General features: G+C 37.7%; 15 protein-coding genes and 1 riboswitch. Of the genes, 1 reads left to right on the top strand and 14 read right to left on the bottom strand.

What is annotated here, in order from left to right:
• Window positions 1-2 precede the first annotated feature (2 nt).
• The 13 genes from ACNSTQ_RS13275 to ACNSTQ_RS13215 all read right to left on the bottom strand — a co-directional run bounded on the left by ACNSTQ_RS13275 (window position 3) and on the right by ACNSTQ_RS13215 (window position 14,612).
• The gene (locus ACNSTQ_RS13275; RefSeq protein WP_418200298.1) at window positions 3-1,676 is read right to left on the bottom strand and encodes a GspE/PulE family protein; all 1,674 of its coding nucleotides are present in this window, start codon (window positions 1,674-1,676) and stop codon (window positions 3-5) included.
• Window positions 1,677-1,719: 43 nt separating this feature from the next.
• Window positions 1,720-3,198: an SPOR domain-containing protein gene (locus ACNSTQ_RS13270; protein ID WP_418200297.1), complete on the bottom strand. Its 1,479-nt coding sequence runs from the start codon at window positions 3,196-3,198 to the stop codon at window positions 1,720-1,722.
• Window positions 3,195-3,755, bottom strand: a complete 561-nt coding sequence (locus ACNSTQ_RS13265) for a hypothetical protein (protein WP_418200296.1) — start codon at window positions 3,753-3,755, stop codon at window positions 3,195-3,197. The genes ACNSTQ_RS13270 and ACNSTQ_RS13265 overlap by 4 nt, the downstream gene beginning before the upstream one ends.
• Window positions 3,756-3,793: 38 nt before the next feature.
• The gene (pilM, locus tag ACNSTQ_RS13260; protein ID WP_418200295.1) at window positions 3,794-4,924 is read right to left on the bottom strand and encodes a type IV pilus biogenesis protein PilM; all 1,131 of its coding nucleotides are present in this window, start codon (window positions 4,922-4,924) and stop codon (window positions 3,794-3,796) included.
• 29 nt (window positions 4,925-4,953) lie between these two features.
• Window positions 4,954-6,156, bottom strand: coding sequence for a hypothetical protein (locus ACNSTQ_RS13255; RefSeq protein ID WP_418200294.1), 1,203 nt, complete (start codon window positions 6,154-6,156; stop codon window positions 4,954-4,956).
• Window positions 6,157-6,177: 21 nt separating this feature from the next.
• Window positions 6,178-7,362, bottom strand: coding sequence for a hypothetical protein (locus tag ACNSTQ_RS13250; protein WP_418200293.1), 1,185 nt, complete (start codon window positions 7,360-7,362; stop codon window positions 6,178-6,180).
• Window positions 7,363-7,382: 20 nt separating this feature from the next.
• Window positions 7,383-7,838 carry a PilW family protein gene (locus ACNSTQ_RS13245; RefSeq protein ID WP_418200292.1) on the bottom strand — a complete coding sequence of 152 codons (456 nt, stop codon included), beginning with the start codon at window positions 7,836-7,838 and terminating at the stop codon, window positions 7,383-7,385.
• Entirely contained in the window at window positions 7,835-8,233 is a 399-nt protein-coding gene (locus tag ACNSTQ_RS13240) for a type IV pilus modification PilV family protein (RefSeq protein ID WP_418200291.1), read from the bottom strand. The genes ACNSTQ_RS13245 and ACNSTQ_RS13240 overlap by 4 nt, the downstream gene beginning before the upstream one ends.
• Window positions 8,234-8,239: 6 nt before the next feature.
• Complete coding sequence (locus tag ACNSTQ_RS13235) at window positions 8,240-8,998, bottom strand: prepilin peptidase (protein ID WP_418200290.1); 759 nt, start codon at window positions 8,996-8,998, stop codon at window positions 8,240-8,242.
• 127 nt (window positions 8,999-9,125) lie between these two features.
• Complete coding sequence (locus ACNSTQ_RS13230; RefSeq protein WP_418200289.1) at window positions 9,126-9,509, bottom strand: type II secretion system protein; 384 nt, start codon at window positions 9,507-9,509, stop codon at window positions 9,126-9,128.
• 209 nt (window positions 9,510-9,718) lie between these two features.
• Window positions 9,719-9,799, bottom strand: a riboswitch (cyclic di-GMP riboswitch).
• Window positions 9,800-10,062: 263 nt separating this feature from the next.
• Complete coding sequence (locus ACNSTQ_RS13225; protein WP_418200288.1) at window positions 10,063-11,799, bottom strand: sensor domain-containing diguanylate cyclase; 1,737 nt, start codon at window positions 11,797-11,799, stop codon at window positions 10,063-10,065.
• Window positions 11,800-11,934: 135 nt separating this feature from the next.
• Window positions 11,935-13,221: a bifunctional folylpolyglutamate synthase/dihydrofolate synthase gene (locus ACNSTQ_RS13220; protein ID WP_418200287.1), complete on the bottom strand. Its 1,287-nt coding sequence runs from the start codon at window positions 13,219-13,221 to the stop codon at window positions 11,935-11,937.
• A 113-nt stretch (window positions 13,222-13,334) separates the two neighbouring features.
• Complete coding sequence (locus ACNSTQ_RS13215) at window positions 13,335-14,612, bottom strand: bifunctional folylpolyglutamate synthase/dihydrofolate synthase (RefSeq protein ID WP_418200286.1); 1,278 nt, start codon at window positions 14,610-14,612, stop codon at window positions 13,335-13,337.
• A 125-nt stretch (window positions 14,613-14,737) separates the two neighbouring features.
• Between ACNSTQ_RS13215 and ACNSTQ_RS13210 the strand changes: the two genes are divergently transcribed.
• On the top strand, window positions 14,738-15,616 hold the full coding sequence (locus ACNSTQ_RS13210) for an ATP-grasp domain-containing protein (protein WP_418200285.1): 879 nt from the start codon (window positions 14,738-14,740) through the stop codon (window positions 15,614-15,616).
• Between the two features lie 137 nt (window positions 15,617-15,753).
• Here the strand turns inward: ACNSTQ_RS13210 and ACNSTQ_RS13205 are convergent, their stop codons facing one another.
• Entirely contained in the window at window positions 15,754-18,396 is a 2,643-nt protein-coding gene (locus ACNSTQ_RS13205) for a valine--tRNA ligase (RefSeq protein WP_418200284.1), read from the bottom strand.
• Between the last annotated feature and the right edge of the window lie 120 nt (window positions 18,397-18,516).

Here is an 18,516-nt window from a genome sequence, read left to right as displayed (position 1 = left end):
CCCTACTCTCCAACGGTTACTCTATAGACTTCATCCAGTGTCGTTAGCCCTTTAGCCACTTTCATTAGGCCATCTTCAAACATGGCTACAAAGCCTTTTTGCTCTACATAATGACGATACTCAGAATCAGAAGCTTTTTTCGTAATCATTTCTCTCAAGTAGTCATCGATCATTACAGTTTCATGAATCGCCATTCGCCCTTTGTAACCTGTACTATTACACGTGGCGCAACCTTCACCTTTTACGATTTTTGTTGTTTCAATTCCTCTTGAAGTGAACAACTCTCGTTCTTTAACGGTTAATTCGTATGGAACTGCACACGAAGGACATACTCGGCGAACCAAACGTTGCGCAACAACACCGGTAAGTGATGAAGACACAAGGAACGGTTCAACTCCCATATCGATTAAACGACTAATCGCACTAACGGCATCGTTTGTATGCAAAGTGGTTAAAACTAAATGTCCAGTCATCGCTGATCGCAATGCAATTTCTGCCGTTTCAGAGTCACGAACCTCACCGACCATGATAATGTCTGGATCTTGTCGCAAGATCGAACGAAGACCAGCGGCAAACGTCATACCGATACTCGAGTTCACTTGTACTTGGTTAATTCCTTTTAACTGGTACTCTACAGGATCTTCAACCGTGATGATGTTTACGTCTTCTGAATTTATGTTGGATAATGCCGAGTACAAGGTCGTTGACTTACCACTTCCGGTAGGACCAGTAACAAGCATAATCCCATAAGCTTGTTTGAGCATCTTTCGGAAATTCGCTTCATTCATTTCGGAAAATCCTAACCGGTCAATTCCTAATAAAACATTACCAGTGTCGAGAAGACGCATGACTACTTTTTCTCCAAAAATGGTAGGTAAACACGAAACACGCAAGTCAATTCTGCGCAGATCTACATCCATTTTAAAACGTCCATCTTGTGGTAATCGCTTTTCAGCAATATTTAAATTAGATAAGATCTTGACCCTTGAAACGAGAACGTTGTGCATGTTTTTAGGGATCGTTCGTTCAGGACGAAGAACACCATCGACACGAAAGCGAATGACCGTTTCCATTTCTAGTGGATCAATATGAATATCACTTGCACCAACTTGGGTTGCTTGGCTAATCAACTGATTAATCATTTTAGCAACCGGTGAATCGTCGGATTGTTGCGACTCGATCAGCATATCTTCATCATCATTCGTATTGATATCTTTTAACATCTGATCAATCGACTTCTGCATTCCGTAGTAACGATTAATTGCTAAACGCAGCTCTTCTTTTTTGGCAATCGCTGGCTCGATTTCAAATCCCGTACTCAACCGAATATCATCAATGGCAAAGTAGTCAAGTGGATCTGCCATCGCTATCATTAAACGGTCTCCATTACGTTTAACGGGTAGCAGTTGATAGCGACGTGCTAATTCTTCATTAATTATCCCAATAATTTTCGGATCAATTTTTTGTTTATATAAATTGATATGAGGAATACCCAGTTGAAACTCAAGTACTTCAATAATTTGTTGTTCGTCAACAAAGTTCATTTGAACGAGCTGGTCTCCTAAGCGATTGTTCGTTGACTTTTGTTCATGAAGTGCTTCCATCAGTTGATCTTCCGTGATGACACCTGCTTCAACGAGCAAATCTCCTAACCGTCTACGTTTTTGTATGGCCATTTTTATAGCTCCTTTTCTATCAAACTAGCTATTAAGGCTGTAATCACTTTTCTGTAAAACTAACATACCCATTCAAAGTAAGCATGAAATCAAGCATTGCTCCCTGGGCCTGCCACAAGTGAGATCGTTGGTTTTGATTTTGATAATTCTTTAATGCCGTTTCAAGTTGTTTTGTATAAATTAATGTATTTTCTAATTGTGTGTTCCAAATCATATCCGAGCTATTCGTCATCGCTTCTCTCGCTCTTAATTCATAGACGCGAATTTTAGCAGAAATCAGGTCCATTTGTTCGGATGAAATTTGATAATTCGTTTCCGTTAACCCTTTTGTAATGACAGGAGACACAGATGAAACCAGATCCTGTGCATCTTTTGCTAATGCCGTATTTCCTTTCACACTAAAAGGAACTTGATCAACCCACGAATGAAAATCTTTATTTACAGACTTTAAATAATTAGCTAACTGTTCAGCAGAAGATTTGTCATGAGCCACCCCTGTATAAACGACAAATCTAGTTTCATTGGCTTGATTTTCTCTTTCGACTTCTCTTGGGTACATGCCGGCATTTCGCAAATTAGTTACTTGTTCATATAACGTCGCTTCCGTATTGTATCCGCCGGTTTGAACAACATAGAATGCTAAATTCGCTTCTTGTTCACCTGCTGCTGGCTCAACGTAACGTTTTGATGGATCAACAAGCTTAATTTCTGTAGTCGAAGTTGCCGGATCTGATGGTGTAGTAGAAGAAGAATTTTCACCATTCGTTCCTGTCTCATTTAAACCTTCACTTCCACTACTTATTTCAGGTGATACTTCAATATAACGGTTTAATTTACTTGGATCGAAATTATAATCTAACTTAAAATCTACAGCATCTTCAATAAACTCTAAAAAGTCTTCACAATAAAAAGCACGGAGCGTTGCCGATGCTTGTACTCTTTCTGTTTCACTATCTAGTGAATAATCATAGCTTTGCACATGGATGATGCGTTTTAACTTTTCAACTTCTTCAATGAAAGAATGTACATCTTCTTCTTTTCCGTTCATACTAATAGACATTTCAATATAGGAAACATGAAGTCCGTTTACATCAGCCACTTGTGTTTCAAGAAGAGAATATAAGTCTTCGTCTAAAATATTTCTCCAGGATTGCGTGTCTTGTCCTTCATTTTCCTGTGCCTCACTCGGATGAATACTAATCGATACACTATCAATAACAGCACCTGTGTCCAGCTCGGTTCTTTCTAGATCCGCAATCACTTGTTCTACGTTAGGGCGCATCGGAACACGATCAAGTAATGTCTTTTTCTGCAGTGGTGTTAAAGATTGAGCAGTTAGTTTACTAATCTGTGTTTCATAGTGAGCGATGTCGGTTTGAATACGATGGAGTTCCTCTTGTTGACTACGTTCCTCTGCCTGTAAAGGGCGAACGAAATACATATAAAATACCGTTAATAATAAAAAGAAAATAAGAACACTATATAAGATCCGGTTTTTATTGTTATTCAACCATTCACTCACGATTCTTCACCTACTATCGTATCGAGCTTTAACGTAAATTGAGATTGATAAAGCAAATCTTCATTAGAAATGGAAATCGTTTGTACTTCAGCACTCGTCACTATTTCTGCCTGTAATAGACGATTTAAATAAATCGCGGCATCTCCTTTGGATTGGAACGTGATTTGCATCGAAAGATCACCATTGTTTAAAAATGAATAAGAATTGACTTCCGCTCGATCAGGCAGCAACATATACACACGTTCTCTTAGATCGATCGTATCTTTGTAGATCGTGTCTAGTAAAGTGTTCACGTTCGTATAATAATCAATGTAATTGTATTCCGTCATTCCCGTTGTTTTCGTAAGAAACTCTTGTTCAGCAGCATTACGGACTTCCGTTTGAGCAGCAACTTCCTGTTCTAACGATTGAACCGAGCTTTTCGTATCAACATACATAAAAGTAAGAAAGCTAGCAGCAACAATAACCGCACAAGCCCCCGCAACTGGAATGACAGGAACTCCTCCTCTTTCTTTTGCTTTTACTCGTTGAGGTAACAAATCTATGCTAATGTTCACAGGTATCGCTCCAATCCTTTTGAAACGTAAATAGTCATTTATTTCTTTTTCTTCTCACTTTTTTCATTGCCCCGCATTGCAAGCCCGATCGCAACACTGCAACGATCTAGCAAGTCATGCTGCATAAATCCAATATCAACAATCGAGCTATAATCAATCTGAACCACTTCAGTCGGAAGTCGTTCAACTAACCTTGAGAAAATATGCTGCGTTTTTTCTCCCGTAACAATGATTCGATCAAACTCACTATCTCGTTCCCCTAAAGAATAGCGGTAGAAGTTTTGCGCTTTTTGGATTTCATTTAGTAAATCTTCAACATACGAATCCTCTTTTTCGTCTTTTGTTAATTCGCTCGTCGCAGCCACTTCATCCTGTAAGGTTAATTCTTCTGTATCAAATGAAAGCACATCATCTGAAGACATTGGATTTGCCACAAACTCACTACGGTTTAACTCCATCGTACGAGAAAAAACAATTAGCTCATCTTTGAAAATATGAATATCCACAGAACCACCAGACGCATCAATGATCATTTCCGTACCTTTTAGCCAGTTCGGATGCGTGTGTAGTAATAGACGTTGTAGCGCTAACGCTCTTAACTCCGCCGTTAACGGTTTATAGCCTGCCTCTTCACAGCTTTCTAGCAATCCTTCAGAAAGTTCACGAGACGTAGCAAAAAATAGTATTTCACTTCGCGGTCCTTGCAGCTCCTTCTCCACACTTTCCGTTAACTCTTCTAAAGTAAAGTCATCTTCTTCTGAAGAACTTTTGTTCTCTTGATCAGGTTGGATCGAACCAATTTTAACAAAATCATAGATCGGATCTTCAAAAGGAAGGTGAATCGTTTCACCAATTTGAAACTGAAGCAACTTCGCTAATTCAGGCTCCCCTACATCTGGTAGTGTATTCACTTTACGAATTAACGAATGCTGAGTCGGAATCGCTAAATGAACATGTTTTGAAGCTTCTTTATGTTGCTGTAAGTAGTTTCGAAGTGCTGTTTCAAGCAAACCCTTTTCTTGCACTTGTCCACCAGCAATAACCGAATCTGTTAATGTCATTTCATAGACTTGCTGCAGGACGGGCAGCTCCTTGTCCATCTTGATCGTCGCAAACGTCACTTTCTTCTCACGAAAATCGATGCCTGAGTATTTGTTGTTGAAAAACATAGGGTCACCTCAATTGATAACTTAAGAATTTATCTTGTAGTTTTAAAGTTTAATATTTGTAGACTGGAATTCCAAGAATAGTCACTAGTGTCCAAATCAATAATTGGTACATTGTTTTGACTAGAACAGTTCATATTGATGAGTGAACAGTTGAAGCCTTTTGCTTCTCCATTAAGAGCAATGTTACCGTTCTTACTAAAGTTATTTGTTATTATTCCACTATTAATTGTTAATTCACCACTATTTAAATTCGAGTTATTTCTCACAATTAATATTCCATTGACTTCAAGTGTTGAGTTACCACTCATATTTAATTCTTCAGTAACGAGAATCCCGTTTACGGTAAGTTGAGCTCCTTCATGCTTTTGACCACCTGAACCATGTAACTCAACATGTTTAGTAAAAACTTTGGCACCTTCAGCAACTACAATTGAACTTGCTTGTCCGCTCTGAACAATTTTGTGTGGATTATGAAAGCCTGGTGAAAAAGTATGTGAACTATTTATTTCAGCATTCGTATACGACGGAGAATGATAACCTAACTCATTCAAAATCCTATTATATGGTACACTTGCAATTTTTATTTCTTGTCTATCTCTTGCAGTTTCCCCAGTCTTATTATTTACGACTGCATTTTGATCGTATAAATATAGTTTAAGCTCATCATCGTGAATCCCACCATTATAGTTAAAGTTACTTACAAAATGGATTGGTCGATCTAAAACAAATTCTGGTGGTGTCGATTGTTTGGGAATAACAGGTTTGTTTTCACGAGTCACATTAAGATTAAGCGACCTAGTAACTCTTGTTTCTCCCTCTAAATAACTAGCATTCAATGTGGCTCTATAATTTTTTTCATCAATTTTAGTCTTTTGTATCTCGACTTCAACATCCTTACCGCCAATCAATTTAGTTGATGGCAATTGATTATCTTCCAAATAAAAATAAGGACCCTTTCGATCAATCATTCTGTTTTCAACTGCTGTTCCATCCTCATATAACAATGGTACTTGTCCACCATTATAATTTCTCATTTCATCAATTACGATTTCTAATGCGCCTTCAGCTCGGTAAAATTCCCCTTGCACTGTTGTATTAGAATTAATCGATTTTTGACTATATAAGGTCACTGATAACATTCCTACTCCTACAATTGATATAAGTGCAATGATGAAAAGTGATAAAAGTAATGCTGCCCCACGTTGAGAATTATACTTGGACTTCCAACTCATATAGAAAACTCCTCTTAACAATTATCTCCTTGTTGAAAAGGTTGGATATGAATTACTAGTACTTTTAACTCTTGGACCTAGTACTTGTTCTCCTTCCTCATTTTCATTAGGTACCCCTGGTTCTATAATATCTTCATTATCAATAATTATCTCTTTAGGTATTTCACAGCCTTGTTCACCAAGTAGTGCGCAGTTAATTCCCTTTCCCTCTCCAGTAATTCTTACTGCATTGGATTGAGCGTGGATAACATTTGTAATTATGCCACTATTGACAACTAAACGAGCATTACCTTTCAAGATTATTTCGTTTGCAATTAACAACCCATTTACAGTTAATCTAGAGTTATTACCGCTCCCAGACCAATTAATTTTATCAACATAAACAATTGCATTTGTAGGGATCACAATTTGATGATGATTACCACTAATATTTATTTCGTTGATTATAGTAACATTGTTAGCAGGAGTATGAGGAAACGTATTAGCACTAGTCACTTTGTTGTAATGATTAAAATTGATATTGTTTAATCCTAAATTATCAATTACATTATTAAAATACGTAAGAGATTGAAATTCATTTCTTTTAGATTTTAAATGATTACTATAAACGTTATTAAAATGCTGAGACTTTGTACGGTCTTCCAAGTAATTTATTGCCTTATTTGAAATATTAAAGGTTTCTTCTGGCTCTGAAGGTATCACAGGTTCTGCACCAGGTGGACTATTTTCACTTGAAATGTTATTTTCAACTTCAACCATCGTATTTAAATGGGCAACTCTTGTAATATTAGTATCAGAAGTTACATCATCATAAGAGGAATGAATTTCAAACTCAACTTCAGTCGTACCTTCTTCTAAATCATCAATGTTTTTAATCTCACCATCTACAACTTTAAGCTCCACTTTTACTTTTTCTCCACCTATTTCATACTCTTTATATGTCGGATTATTAGGGTCTAACAAATAAAAATATGGACCTTTTTCATTACCCGAACCGTAATTTCTTATTTCATCGTAAAATACTTCAATTGCTCCCTCAGCTCTATAAAATTCTCCTTGTATTTCTTTATTCGTGGATACTGTTTTAGTACTGTAAAGTGTAGAACTTAATAAAGCAGTCCCTACAATACTTAAAAATGCCACAACAAAAAGAATTAATAGCAGGGCAGCACCTCGCTCATTATTATGAAATCTCTTCATACTCAATATAGGAAACCACCTTTCTCCTAATTTCGTATTCTTACGAAGCCAATCTTCGTACTTACCTCGTATTCGTGGTTGCCTTTTTTTAACTTAAAATTAATGTACTCACCATCAGTAAGGTAATCTTTTCTGAAACTTATTACATTTTCCGATAACACATTTCCACTCGGTAATAAAATAACTTTATTATTTTCGTATTTTAACACTTGTTGATTATCGTCATTTTCAACAAACTCATACAAGACATAGTTATTGGAATCTGGTGGTTCTTCCACCAAGTCATAATTGTCATCTCTTAATTTAGTAGTAATATATTCTACAATGAGTCGTGCTTCTCTCTGAAGTTCATTATCAATTGAAACAGTTCTTTCACTTTTTATGGATAATTGAAGTAATGATATAATAACAGCAGTAATAATTCCCATAATTACAATCGTAGTTAGCAATTCTACTAATGTGACCCCTCTTTGATTTTTCATTGTTTTTTCACCACTGTGTAGAACTTTATTTCCGAATTAGAGGACAGGGATTGGACCAACACTTCATAAAAATTATTGTTCTCACTAAATTCTTCTACAATCACTTCAATTTCACCATCATATATTAATGTGTTGTCATACTCATCATGGTTTTCATCGATACAGCCTAAATCATTTAAGCAATAATATTTTGTAGGATCACCCGGTGTATAACCATTATTTCTTATGTTCTCCATCACTTCTTGTGCGAAGTACATATGCTGAGTATCATCACCTTGTATATGCGTTCTCGTGAAAGTTCCGGTCATAATGTGCAGCAGTGGTACTAGTATGAGTCCTGCAATAACGATTGCTACTAATAGCTCTACTAATGTCATTCCCTCTTGATTGTTCATTGATTGTCACCCCTGCAACATGCTAATATACCAATTCCATATATCATAACCAAATAAATATGCAACGATGGTCCCCACAAAAATAAAAGGCCCAAACGCTATAGGTTGTTTTCGTTTAATAACACCAGTGACCATTAATAAAACACCGATAAAGGTACCAACAAATGATGCTAACACGAGACTCATAACCGTCATCCACGGCCCTAATGCAACACCGATCGCCGCATAAAGCTTTACATCACCACCACCCATACCACCTCGACTGACGATAGCAATCAGTAGTAACAATGCAAAACCAACAACCCCACCAAGTAAATAGTACCAAAACGGTTCCGTCCCAATAAAAAGCCGACTTATAATCAATAATCCAAGCATTGGTAACGTAACCACATCTAAAATAAGTTGTTTGCGAATATCGGTTATGACGGATATAACAAGCAAAACAGTTAAAAGAAGTGCTGGAATAAGTTCTAGTTGTAGACCGACAAATTTATAAACAATAAAAATTGATGTTGCTGTTAATAACTCTCCAAAAGGGTATAATGGAGAAATTTTAGTTTTACAGTAACGGCATTTTCCTTTTAAAAATACGTAGCTGAATACAGGGACCAGATCTAATACTGAAAGTTTGTGCTTGCAATATGGACAATTAGAAGGAGGGAAGACGATTGATTCTTTTTTTAATAGACGAATGGCTACGACGTTGAAGAAACTACCTAGTATTAAACTAATTAAAATTACATAAAGTTCAACCAACAACATCATTTTCCTTCCTTCCATTTAGTAAAATTTTTTTTAAAACAGCTGCCGCCTCATGTATTAGCGACAGCTGTTTGATGTTAAAAAATCCTAACTCATTACACTCTTAAAGTTTATATAATTCACTATTGTACTAATCATTTTTGATACATTTAGAAGTTTCAATATCAACTTCTTTTATCTTTGCATTTGCACCTTCACCTTCTAATGTGTATTTGAAATCACTATCATCACATCCAGCAAATTTTACTGGAGTTGGAAGTGGATCAAGACCTAATTTTTCTTTTAAATTTGCTGATGTTGGATAATCTCCAACCTCTACATAATATCTTTGAACTCCATCTTGCAATAATTTAAGATTTTGCGTATTTGTAGCTTGAGCTGCAGCATCCCTATTGCCTGTTAACTGTGGAATCGCTATCGCCGCAATAATCCCCAAAATAACAATTACAACTAGTAACTCGATTAGTGTTAAACCTTTTTGGTTTTTAAGACGTTTTTGAATTAGTGCCTTCATTTAATAAATCTCTCCCTTTTTTCTCATAATTAATTTATTTTTTGAGCTTGTCTGCTCTCAAAACCGTGACTACGTTCTTGTTGCTAGAGTTGACCTAATAATGATGTTTTTGACGCTGTTTGCTAACTTTTTTACCTTAATTTGTCATAAAGTGACAGTTTAAGAGTAAAAAAATAACCTTTACTAGACCACCTCCGAAGATTGTCATATGTAAAAGCCGGTTGCACCACTAGCTCCGTACGACTTAGGTGCCCACATACAAGTCGTATTTCATCGCGCCTTTATTTTCAATATATTGAACAATTCTAGTAATAAATACCCTAATTCCTTCTGTTTCAAACCTATTATAACAAGTTCTACTCCTCTGGTCATTAGAGTTGTTAAATTCCCTTTAATTTACTAGTCTGTTTGCTTCACCCTTATAGCTCTGATTATAGCAAGATTCTCCTAAATTAAAATACTTTTTGATAAAATTTTATTTGGAATTTATATCGAACTCGTGACTTTAGTCACAAAAATGACAATAGTAATATTTATTAGAAAATAAATGTCGTTATCTCGTCAATGTATCTTCCAACGTTGCTGCTGCTTCTTGTACTCCATGTCCATCCCCATACACCGCTACACGGTTCCTGCCTTTCTGCTTCGCTCCCGTATACATTGCCCGGTCGGCTTGGCGGACCAGTGAAACGGGATTGGACTCTTCATCATCGCTCGTTGCCACACCGATACTTGCCGTGACCTGGATCGGTGTCACTTCTCCTTCATTGAGATCGTTATGAATGAGGAACTGGTGTTGTGCAATTCGCGTACGTAAATCCTCCGCTTTCATGTATGCGACAGTTGAATTTGTGTTTGTTAAAAGAATGACAAACTCTTCTCCGCCATAGCGAGCGACAATCCCATTTTCCCCTATCGTCTCTTCCATCAGTCTTGCGATTTGACAGAGCACTTCATTGCCGGCTTGGTGGCCATACGTATCATTAACAGACTTAAAATGATCTAAATCTAGTAAAATGACAGCTACATTTTCGCGGTGAATGAGGCTTCGTTCATAGTTTTCTATTAATAGACGCTCAAATGAACGATAGTTAAAGAGACTTGTCAGTGGGCAACGTTCACTTTCCTTTTTCGTTGCCTCGTAATGACGGGCGTTATCGATGGCAACACCAACGAAATTGGCGAGGATTTCCATTAACGTGACATCTTGCTTTTTATAAGCACTTTTTTGATTGACGGCAATCGTGATAATTCCTTTTAGCTCACGATGTTGAATCATCGGGACGACCATTACGGAATGAGCTGATTTTAACCAAAGTCGCTCTGGAGTTGGCCATTGGCTCCTGTTTTGAAAGACAACAGCTCTTTTCCTGCGATAAACTTTTTCCGTTACCGAGTCAATTGATTTTCCAGTTAAAAATAGATCGGTTGGGTCTTTTTGATAAGCTTCGAGAAGTTCGAGCTTGGTGTTTTCTATTGTATATAAGTAGATGTAATCGCTTGGGAATAAATCTTTTATTTTATTGATAAATAAGTGAGCGGTTTCTTTTACTTCCCACGTACTGCTTAGTTCGATGCCGAGTTCATTTACTTTTTTGAGTTGTTCATTCATTAATTCACTTCTACGATAGACTTTTAACATAATCGAAATTCCGATAAAAGCAACTGCGACTATTCCAGACGCCCCGTAGCCAATTTCTTGGTACATCATGACAAGGATCAAACTCATTGGTAATACGAGCGCTGCCGTCGCTAGTTCCCATACCGTTCCTCTATCAATAAACTTTGTTTTTACCTTAGCCATATGATTTCGAATGAGGTAGATTAACACATGGTTAACGAACAAAAATGTACATACATACGCTGCTACCGGAACAAAAAAATCTAACGCATTAGGAAGCGGTAATCTCACGACGAAATAATACATTCCCGCAGCAGAAAGAGACGTAATATAGAACATGATTGAATTCAGTGGAATTCGATACAAGCTTTCACGATTTATCTTCATTAAAAGAAGGGAAAATAATAGAGCGAATTGGGTCACAATGATTTCAATTAAGAGACCATATAACAGAAAACTAGCAAGAGATACCCATTGAAATAAGACGAATGAATACCCTCGATAATGAATGGGAAATGCTGCTGCGATTGCGGCTAATACGAATAAAGAGAGGATTTCTTTTTCATTTCCAGTAATTTGAGAGAAAGCATATAAATCAAAAGCAGTGATGAAAAAAACAGTTAGAATAAACCAAATTGTCCACAATGATGCTTTTACCGTCCCCGACACAATCCTTCCCCCCTATGATTACTTTTATAGTTTTCTGAAATTTCGATCTCTCTTTATTATATTACTACAATAGTGTAAAAATTCCTACTTTAAACATAGTGTTAAACTAATTAATGGTATTATTTTACTATAAATTTACTTTTTGAAATATAACCTTACTTGCGAAATAAAATATAAAGATCCTGTTATGAGTAATAAGTCCCTATTTTCTAACAATAAATGTTTCGTTTTAATAAAGTTCCGCCAGTCACTGACTATCGTTTTCTTTTTCAAGCTGCAATTTGCATACAAATTGGTTGCTGAAGCTGCCCGTGGAAAATCGAAACTAGTAAAACTAATTTCATCTATTACGTCATATAGAGGCGTGAGCATCTTTTCGACGTCTTTTTCTTTTGTCGCAGCGAATAGCACTTGGATGTTTTTATCCGAAAACTGTTCACGTAAGGTCGTTGCTAATGCTGCTATTCCTTCCTCGTTATGAGCACCATCGATATAGACAAGCGGTGTTTCACTGAGCTTTTCAAAACGCCCGATCCACGCCGCCTTTTTTAGAGCACTGCGAATTTCTTCTTCTGTAATGATCAGCGCTTGATACGTTTTTAAATAATCAATAACCATTAAGCCAAGCGACGCATTTTTGATTTGATGTTTACCGAGCATCGTTAGTTCTAGAGCTTCTATTGTACGAAATGGCGATGTAAAGGTGAATGTCTGTAAACCACTAGTAGCAGAAGCACTATCAATGAAAAAGTCATCTTCTAACACATATAGTTTCGAGTGCTTTTGCTTCGTTTGTTGGTTAAAGATCTCCAAGATGTTCTCTTCACTTTCCGTCGTGATGAGCGGAACGCCTGCTTTAATGATCCCTGCTTTTTCACGGGCAATCTCTTCTTTGGTTTCACCTAGTAAATGCATGTGGTCCATACCGATATTTGTGATCGCAGTTACGAGCGGCATCGAAACATTCGTTGCATCGAGGCGCCCCCCCATACCAGTTTCTAATAGAACAAAATCGACTGGACGGACTTCTGCAAAATAGTAAAACATCATTGCCGTTAAATTTTCAAATTCGGTCAACATCGCTTGTCCATTCGCTTCAAACCGTTCGCGAGCTGGTGTTAATTGATCAAAGACGTGGATAAAGTCCTCTTGTGTAATCGGTTCTTTATTCATAGAGATTTGCTCTTCATAGCTGAGCACCGCAGGAGTGGTAAACGCACCGACATCGTATCCAGCTTCTAGTAACATCTCGCGAATAAAATTTAACGTCGATCCTTTTCCGTTCGTACCGGCAATATGAATAATTTTTAACTTTCGATGTGGGTTTCCTATTTCTGCTAAAAAGTCTTCCATATTTTCTAAGCCAAGTTGAATGACATTACGTCCTTGTATAAACTCAACTATTTCTTTAAATGTTTTCATCCATGGTACGCCCTTTCTTCACATGTAACAGTATTTATATTATCTCCAAAACACGTAAAATAGAAGAGCCCCTACAGAAAAAGATAACTCTTATAGCTTTCCACCTTAAGTTATTATTCTTCAACCTTTTCCCTAACAAAAGAAAGAAAATTAAGTGAGCCTGTGATGACTAGAACCTCGTCCTCTTGTAGATCCCCTTTTAATTGATGGTAGGCTGTTTTGTAATCTTCTTTAAACTGAAGCGTTTGATCGTCAAGCACACTAACAATATCACCTCGCTGAATAGAACGAGGATGAGGGAACGTTGTTAAAATAATGGTATCGGTGAGTTGCTGCAACGATTTGACCATTTCTTTTACATCTTTATCGACCATCGCTGAAAATAGGACGGTAAATTTTTTATTAGGAAAAGAGTTTAGTAATGTATCGACAAGGGCTTGTACCCCTTCTTGATTATGGCCACCGTCCATGATGATCATTGGCTCAGTTTGCACGACTTCAATTCGGTTTTTTATTGTTGCTTGTTGGAGACCCGCCCTTACTGCTTCTTGTTGTACATTAACATCATGAAATGCTTTTAGTAGTTCAATCGTTCGGACCGCTAATGAGGCATTGGTTTGTTGATGGCTACCGAGCATTGTAAGCTGCAAATCAGTGTACGTATGTTGTTCCGATTTATAAGTAAACGTACGGTTTGAATGGTTTATTTTAAATTGACTGCCTAATTGGTGTAGTGATGACTGTTGTGCTGCTGCCTTTTTTTGCAGCAATGAAGTGACTTCTTGCTGCGTACATCCCGAAACTATAGGGATTGAAGGTTTAATAATTCCTGCTTTTTCGTTTGCGATTTGCAACAGGTCACTTCCTAAAAATTCAATATGATCCAAGCCAATATTCGTGATAATTGCGACCAGTGGTGTTAGAACATTTGTCGGATCTAACCGACCTCCTAATCCCGTTTCAATGATCATAAAGTCGATATTCTCCTGTTGAGCAAAATATAGAAAAGCGAGTGCTGTCATCACTTCAAACTCAACAGGCGCACCGTAATCGGATCGTTCAAGTTCTTCAATAACTGGAAGTATCTGTTCTACTAGGTGTACAAACTCTTTTTGTGAAATCGGCTTCCCATCTAGTTGAATTTGATCGTTTCGTTGAAAAATGTATGGTGATGTAAATGTACCGACTCGATACCCAGCCTCATTTAAAATAGAACGTAAATAGGTTAATGTCGACCCTTTTCCATTCGTACCGGCAAGGTGAATACTCCTTGTCTTCTCATGCGGGTTCCCTAGTTTATCAAGTAATACTCGCATTCTTTCGAGTCCGAAATAAATTTTGTTTTCTTTTGTCTGTTCGATTAATTCATTTGCTTTATTGTAAGAAAGCATGGATAAGCTCCTTTGAAAAAAGTATGCAAAATAATGTCTTTTCCTTTATGATGAAACAAGACAGTTCAATATACTACTATTTAATCACTTATTGAAGTTCAAAGAAATAGATCAGGAGAGGCTGTATGAAAAAAAAACGAACAGGATGGCTCATTTATAACCGAGAAGATGCTGATAAAAATCAAGCGTATATCAAGTGGATGCTAGAAGAAGCGGAGTTATTAAACATCGATTTATCTTTTTACTTTAAAGAGGAACTACTTTATGGCGTCCTTAATCAGCAGCTGTTTATTCACCACCATCAAGCTCAACTTCAACTACCAGATTTTGCGATCATGCGAAATATTGATCCACTTTTTAGTCAACAATTAGAAGCACTTGGCGTAACCGTTTTTAATAACTCGTTCGTTTCTGGGCTTTGCAACGATAAAGCAAGAACGCACCAATTTTTAACGCGGGCTGGCATTCCGATGTTGAACACTTTATTTGTAAAGAAGAATGAATTTGTGCCCTTGCACCTTCCGTTTTCTTATCCGATCGTTGTCAAAGAAGTATCAGGGAGAAGCGGACAGCAAGTATACGCTGTTGAAAACCTCCAGGCATTAGAAAGCTTGTTAGCTAACATCACTTCTAACGACTTGATCATTCAAGAAATGGGAGACGTTCCTGGGAAAGATGTTCGCGTATTTGTCATTGGTTCTACCATCATCGCTGCGATCTTACGCTATTCAACAACCGATTTTAAAGCGAATTTTTCCTTAGGAGGAAGTGCGAAATTATACGAGTTAAATGATGAGGAAACCACATTAGTGGAAAAGATTATTGCACAATTTGACGGACAACTAGGCCTTGTTGGAATCGATTTTCTTTTTAATAAAGAAGGACAGTTCATCTTTAATGAAATCGAAGACGTCGTTGGTTCACGAACCTTATCAGCCAATTCGTCCTACAATATTGTACGCCTTTATTTACAACATATTATGCAAGTATTAGGGGGAGTTTAAAGAGAACACATACCTTTTTCTTCCGACGGCAGTAGCAGATCGTATTTAAGAAAAATTAAAGACCGGAGTAAAGTGAAAGAAGACGAAAATCGCAATGATTTTCGTCTTTTTCGTGTTTTTGTATTTAGATGTTCGTTTTACCCCTTTAACTCCGCAATGCGCGCTTTCACAGTTTCGCGTTTTTCAATATAATCTGCTTCTTTCGCTTTTTCTTCTTCGATGACTTTCTCAGGTGCTTTAGCAATAAAGCCTTGATTGCTTAGTTTTTTCTGTACGCGTTCCACTTCTTTGTCGAACTTCTCCAGTTCTTTTTCAAGGCGAGCAATTTCCGCATCCAAATCGAGTAGGCCGGCCAGTGGTAAGTATAACTCTACCCCCGTCAGGACGTTAGACATTGACTTTTCAGGTGTTGGTAAGTCTGTTCCAATTTTTAATTCACTTGGGTTACAGAACTTTTCTACATACTGAAGGCCGCGGTTTAATTGGTCTAATACTTGAGCATCTTTCGCTTTAATGTGAAGTTCGATTTGTTTGCTCATTGGCACATTTAACTCTGAACGTGTATTACGAACCGAACGAATAATGTCTTTTAATAGGTTGAAATCAGCTACAGCATGTTTAAACATTAATTGCTCTTGCTTTTCTGGCCAAGCTGCAACAGTAATTGATTCGCCATCATGCGGCAAATGTTGCCATATTTCCTCGGTAATAAACGGCATTAATGGGTGTAATAGGCGAAGTGTTTGATCTAACACATAAGCGAGTACAGAGCGTGTTGTTTTCTTCGCTTCTTCGTTATCACCGTAAAGTGGCAGTTTCGCCATTTCAATGTACCAGTCACAGAAATCGTCCCAAATAAAGTTATAAAGGACACGGCCTACTTCACCGAATTCATACGCTTCTGTTAAGCGTGTAACCGATTCAATCGTTTCTTGAAGTCGTGTTAGGATCCACTGATCGGCAACTGATTTTTCACCAGAAAGATCAATTTCCTCATATTTCAATCCGTTCATATTCATTAAGGCAAAACGAGATGCATTCCAGATTTTATTAGCAAAGTTCCAAGTCGACTCGACTTTTTCCCAATAGAAACGTAAGTCATTTCCTGGAGAGCTTCCTGTCGCAAGGAAGAAACGAAGTGCATCTGCTCCGTACTTGTCGATTACATCCATTGGATCAACACCGTTACCAAGTGATTTACTCATCTTACGTCCTTGTGAGTCACGAACAAGTCCATGGATGAGTACATCTTTAAATGGCCGCTCATCTGTGAATTCAAGACCTTGAAAAATCATACGTGCCACCCAGAAGTAAATGATATCGTATCCAGTAACCAGTACATCGGTTGAATAGTAACGTTTGAAGTCTGCGCTATCTGTGTCCGGCCAGCCCATCGTTGAAAACGGCCATAATGCAGATGAGAACCATGTATCTAATACGTCTTGATCTTGCTCCCAGTTTTCAATGTCTGCTGGTGCTTCATGACCAACATACACTTCACCTGTTTCTTTATGATACCAAGCCGGAATTCGATGTCCCCACCATAATTGACGAGAAATACACCAGTCACGGATGTTTTCAATCCAGTGAAGATATGTTTTTTCAAAGCGTTCCGGAACAAAGTTTACTTTTCCTTCAGACTTTTGCAGTTCAATGGCCGCTTCAGCTAATGGCTCCATTTTAACAAACCATTGGGTTGAAAGGTAAGGCTCGACAACAGCCCCGCTGCGCTCTGAGTGGCCAACAGAGTGTGTATGCTCTTCAATTTTGAAAAGAACGCCCATATCTTGAAGGTCTTTAACGATTTGCTTACGGCACTCGAAACGATCCATTCCTTGGTATTTATCTGCATTTTCATTCATTTTACCGTCTTCAGACATAACGAGTACGCGCTCTAGATTATGACGGTTTCCAATTTCAAAGTCATTCGGGTCATGTGCTGGTGTAATTTTTACTGCACCTGAACCAAATTCCATATCAACGTAGTCATCGCCGACAATTTCAATTTCACGGCCCACGATTGGCAGTCTTACTTTTTTGCCGATTAAATGCTTATAACGATCATCTTCTGGATGAACTGCAACCGCTGTATCTCCTAGCATTGTTTCTGGACGTGTTGTTGCCACTTCAATATAGCCGCTTCCATCGACAAGTGGGTATTTCATATGGTAGAACCCACCTTGTACGTCTTTATAAATAACTTCAATATCGGATAAGGCTGTCTTTGTTTGCGGGTCCCAGTTAATAATGTACTCCCCGCGGTAGATTAAACCTTTTTCATATAAGCGAACAAATACTTCACGAACCGCTTTAGATAAACCTTCATCTAGTGTGAAACGCTCACGAGAGTAATCTAGGGCTAGTCCAAGCTTTGACCATTGCTGGCGAATATGTGAAGCATACTCTTCTTTCCATTCCCATGATTTTTCTAAGAACTTTTCACGACCTAAATCGTAACGGCTCAGTCCTTCTTCACGAAGTTTGCCTTCTACTTTAGCTTGAGTTGCGATCCCAGCATGGTCCATACCTGGCAACCAAAGAGCATCGTATCCTTGCATTCGTTTCGTACGAATTAAAATATCTTGTAAAGTGGTATCCCAAGCGTGACCTAAATGAAGCTTTCCAGTTACGTTTGGCGGTGGAATGACGATCGTATACGGTTCCTTTGCTTCATCCCCTGTTGCTTCAAAAAACTTTCCATTGACCCAAAATGGGTACCATTTCGCTTCTGTATCTTGTGGGCTGTACTTCGTTGGCATTGTTAAATCTTGATTTTCCATTTTTGTGACCTCCTTTATGTATAAAAAGAATTGGCTATTCCCTGCTTTAAATGAGTTCAAGCCTTGTTTACTTCTGTTTCTTACAGTCGGCAACTGAAGCAATGACACAATTACCATAAA

It is taken from the genome of Alkalihalobacterium sp. APHAB7 (assembly GCF_048323755.1).
Classification (GTDB): Bacteria; Bacillota; Bacilli; order Bacillales; family Bacillaceae_F; genus Alkalihalobacterium.
This window is presented reverse-complemented; position numbering and strand designations above follow the sequence as displayed.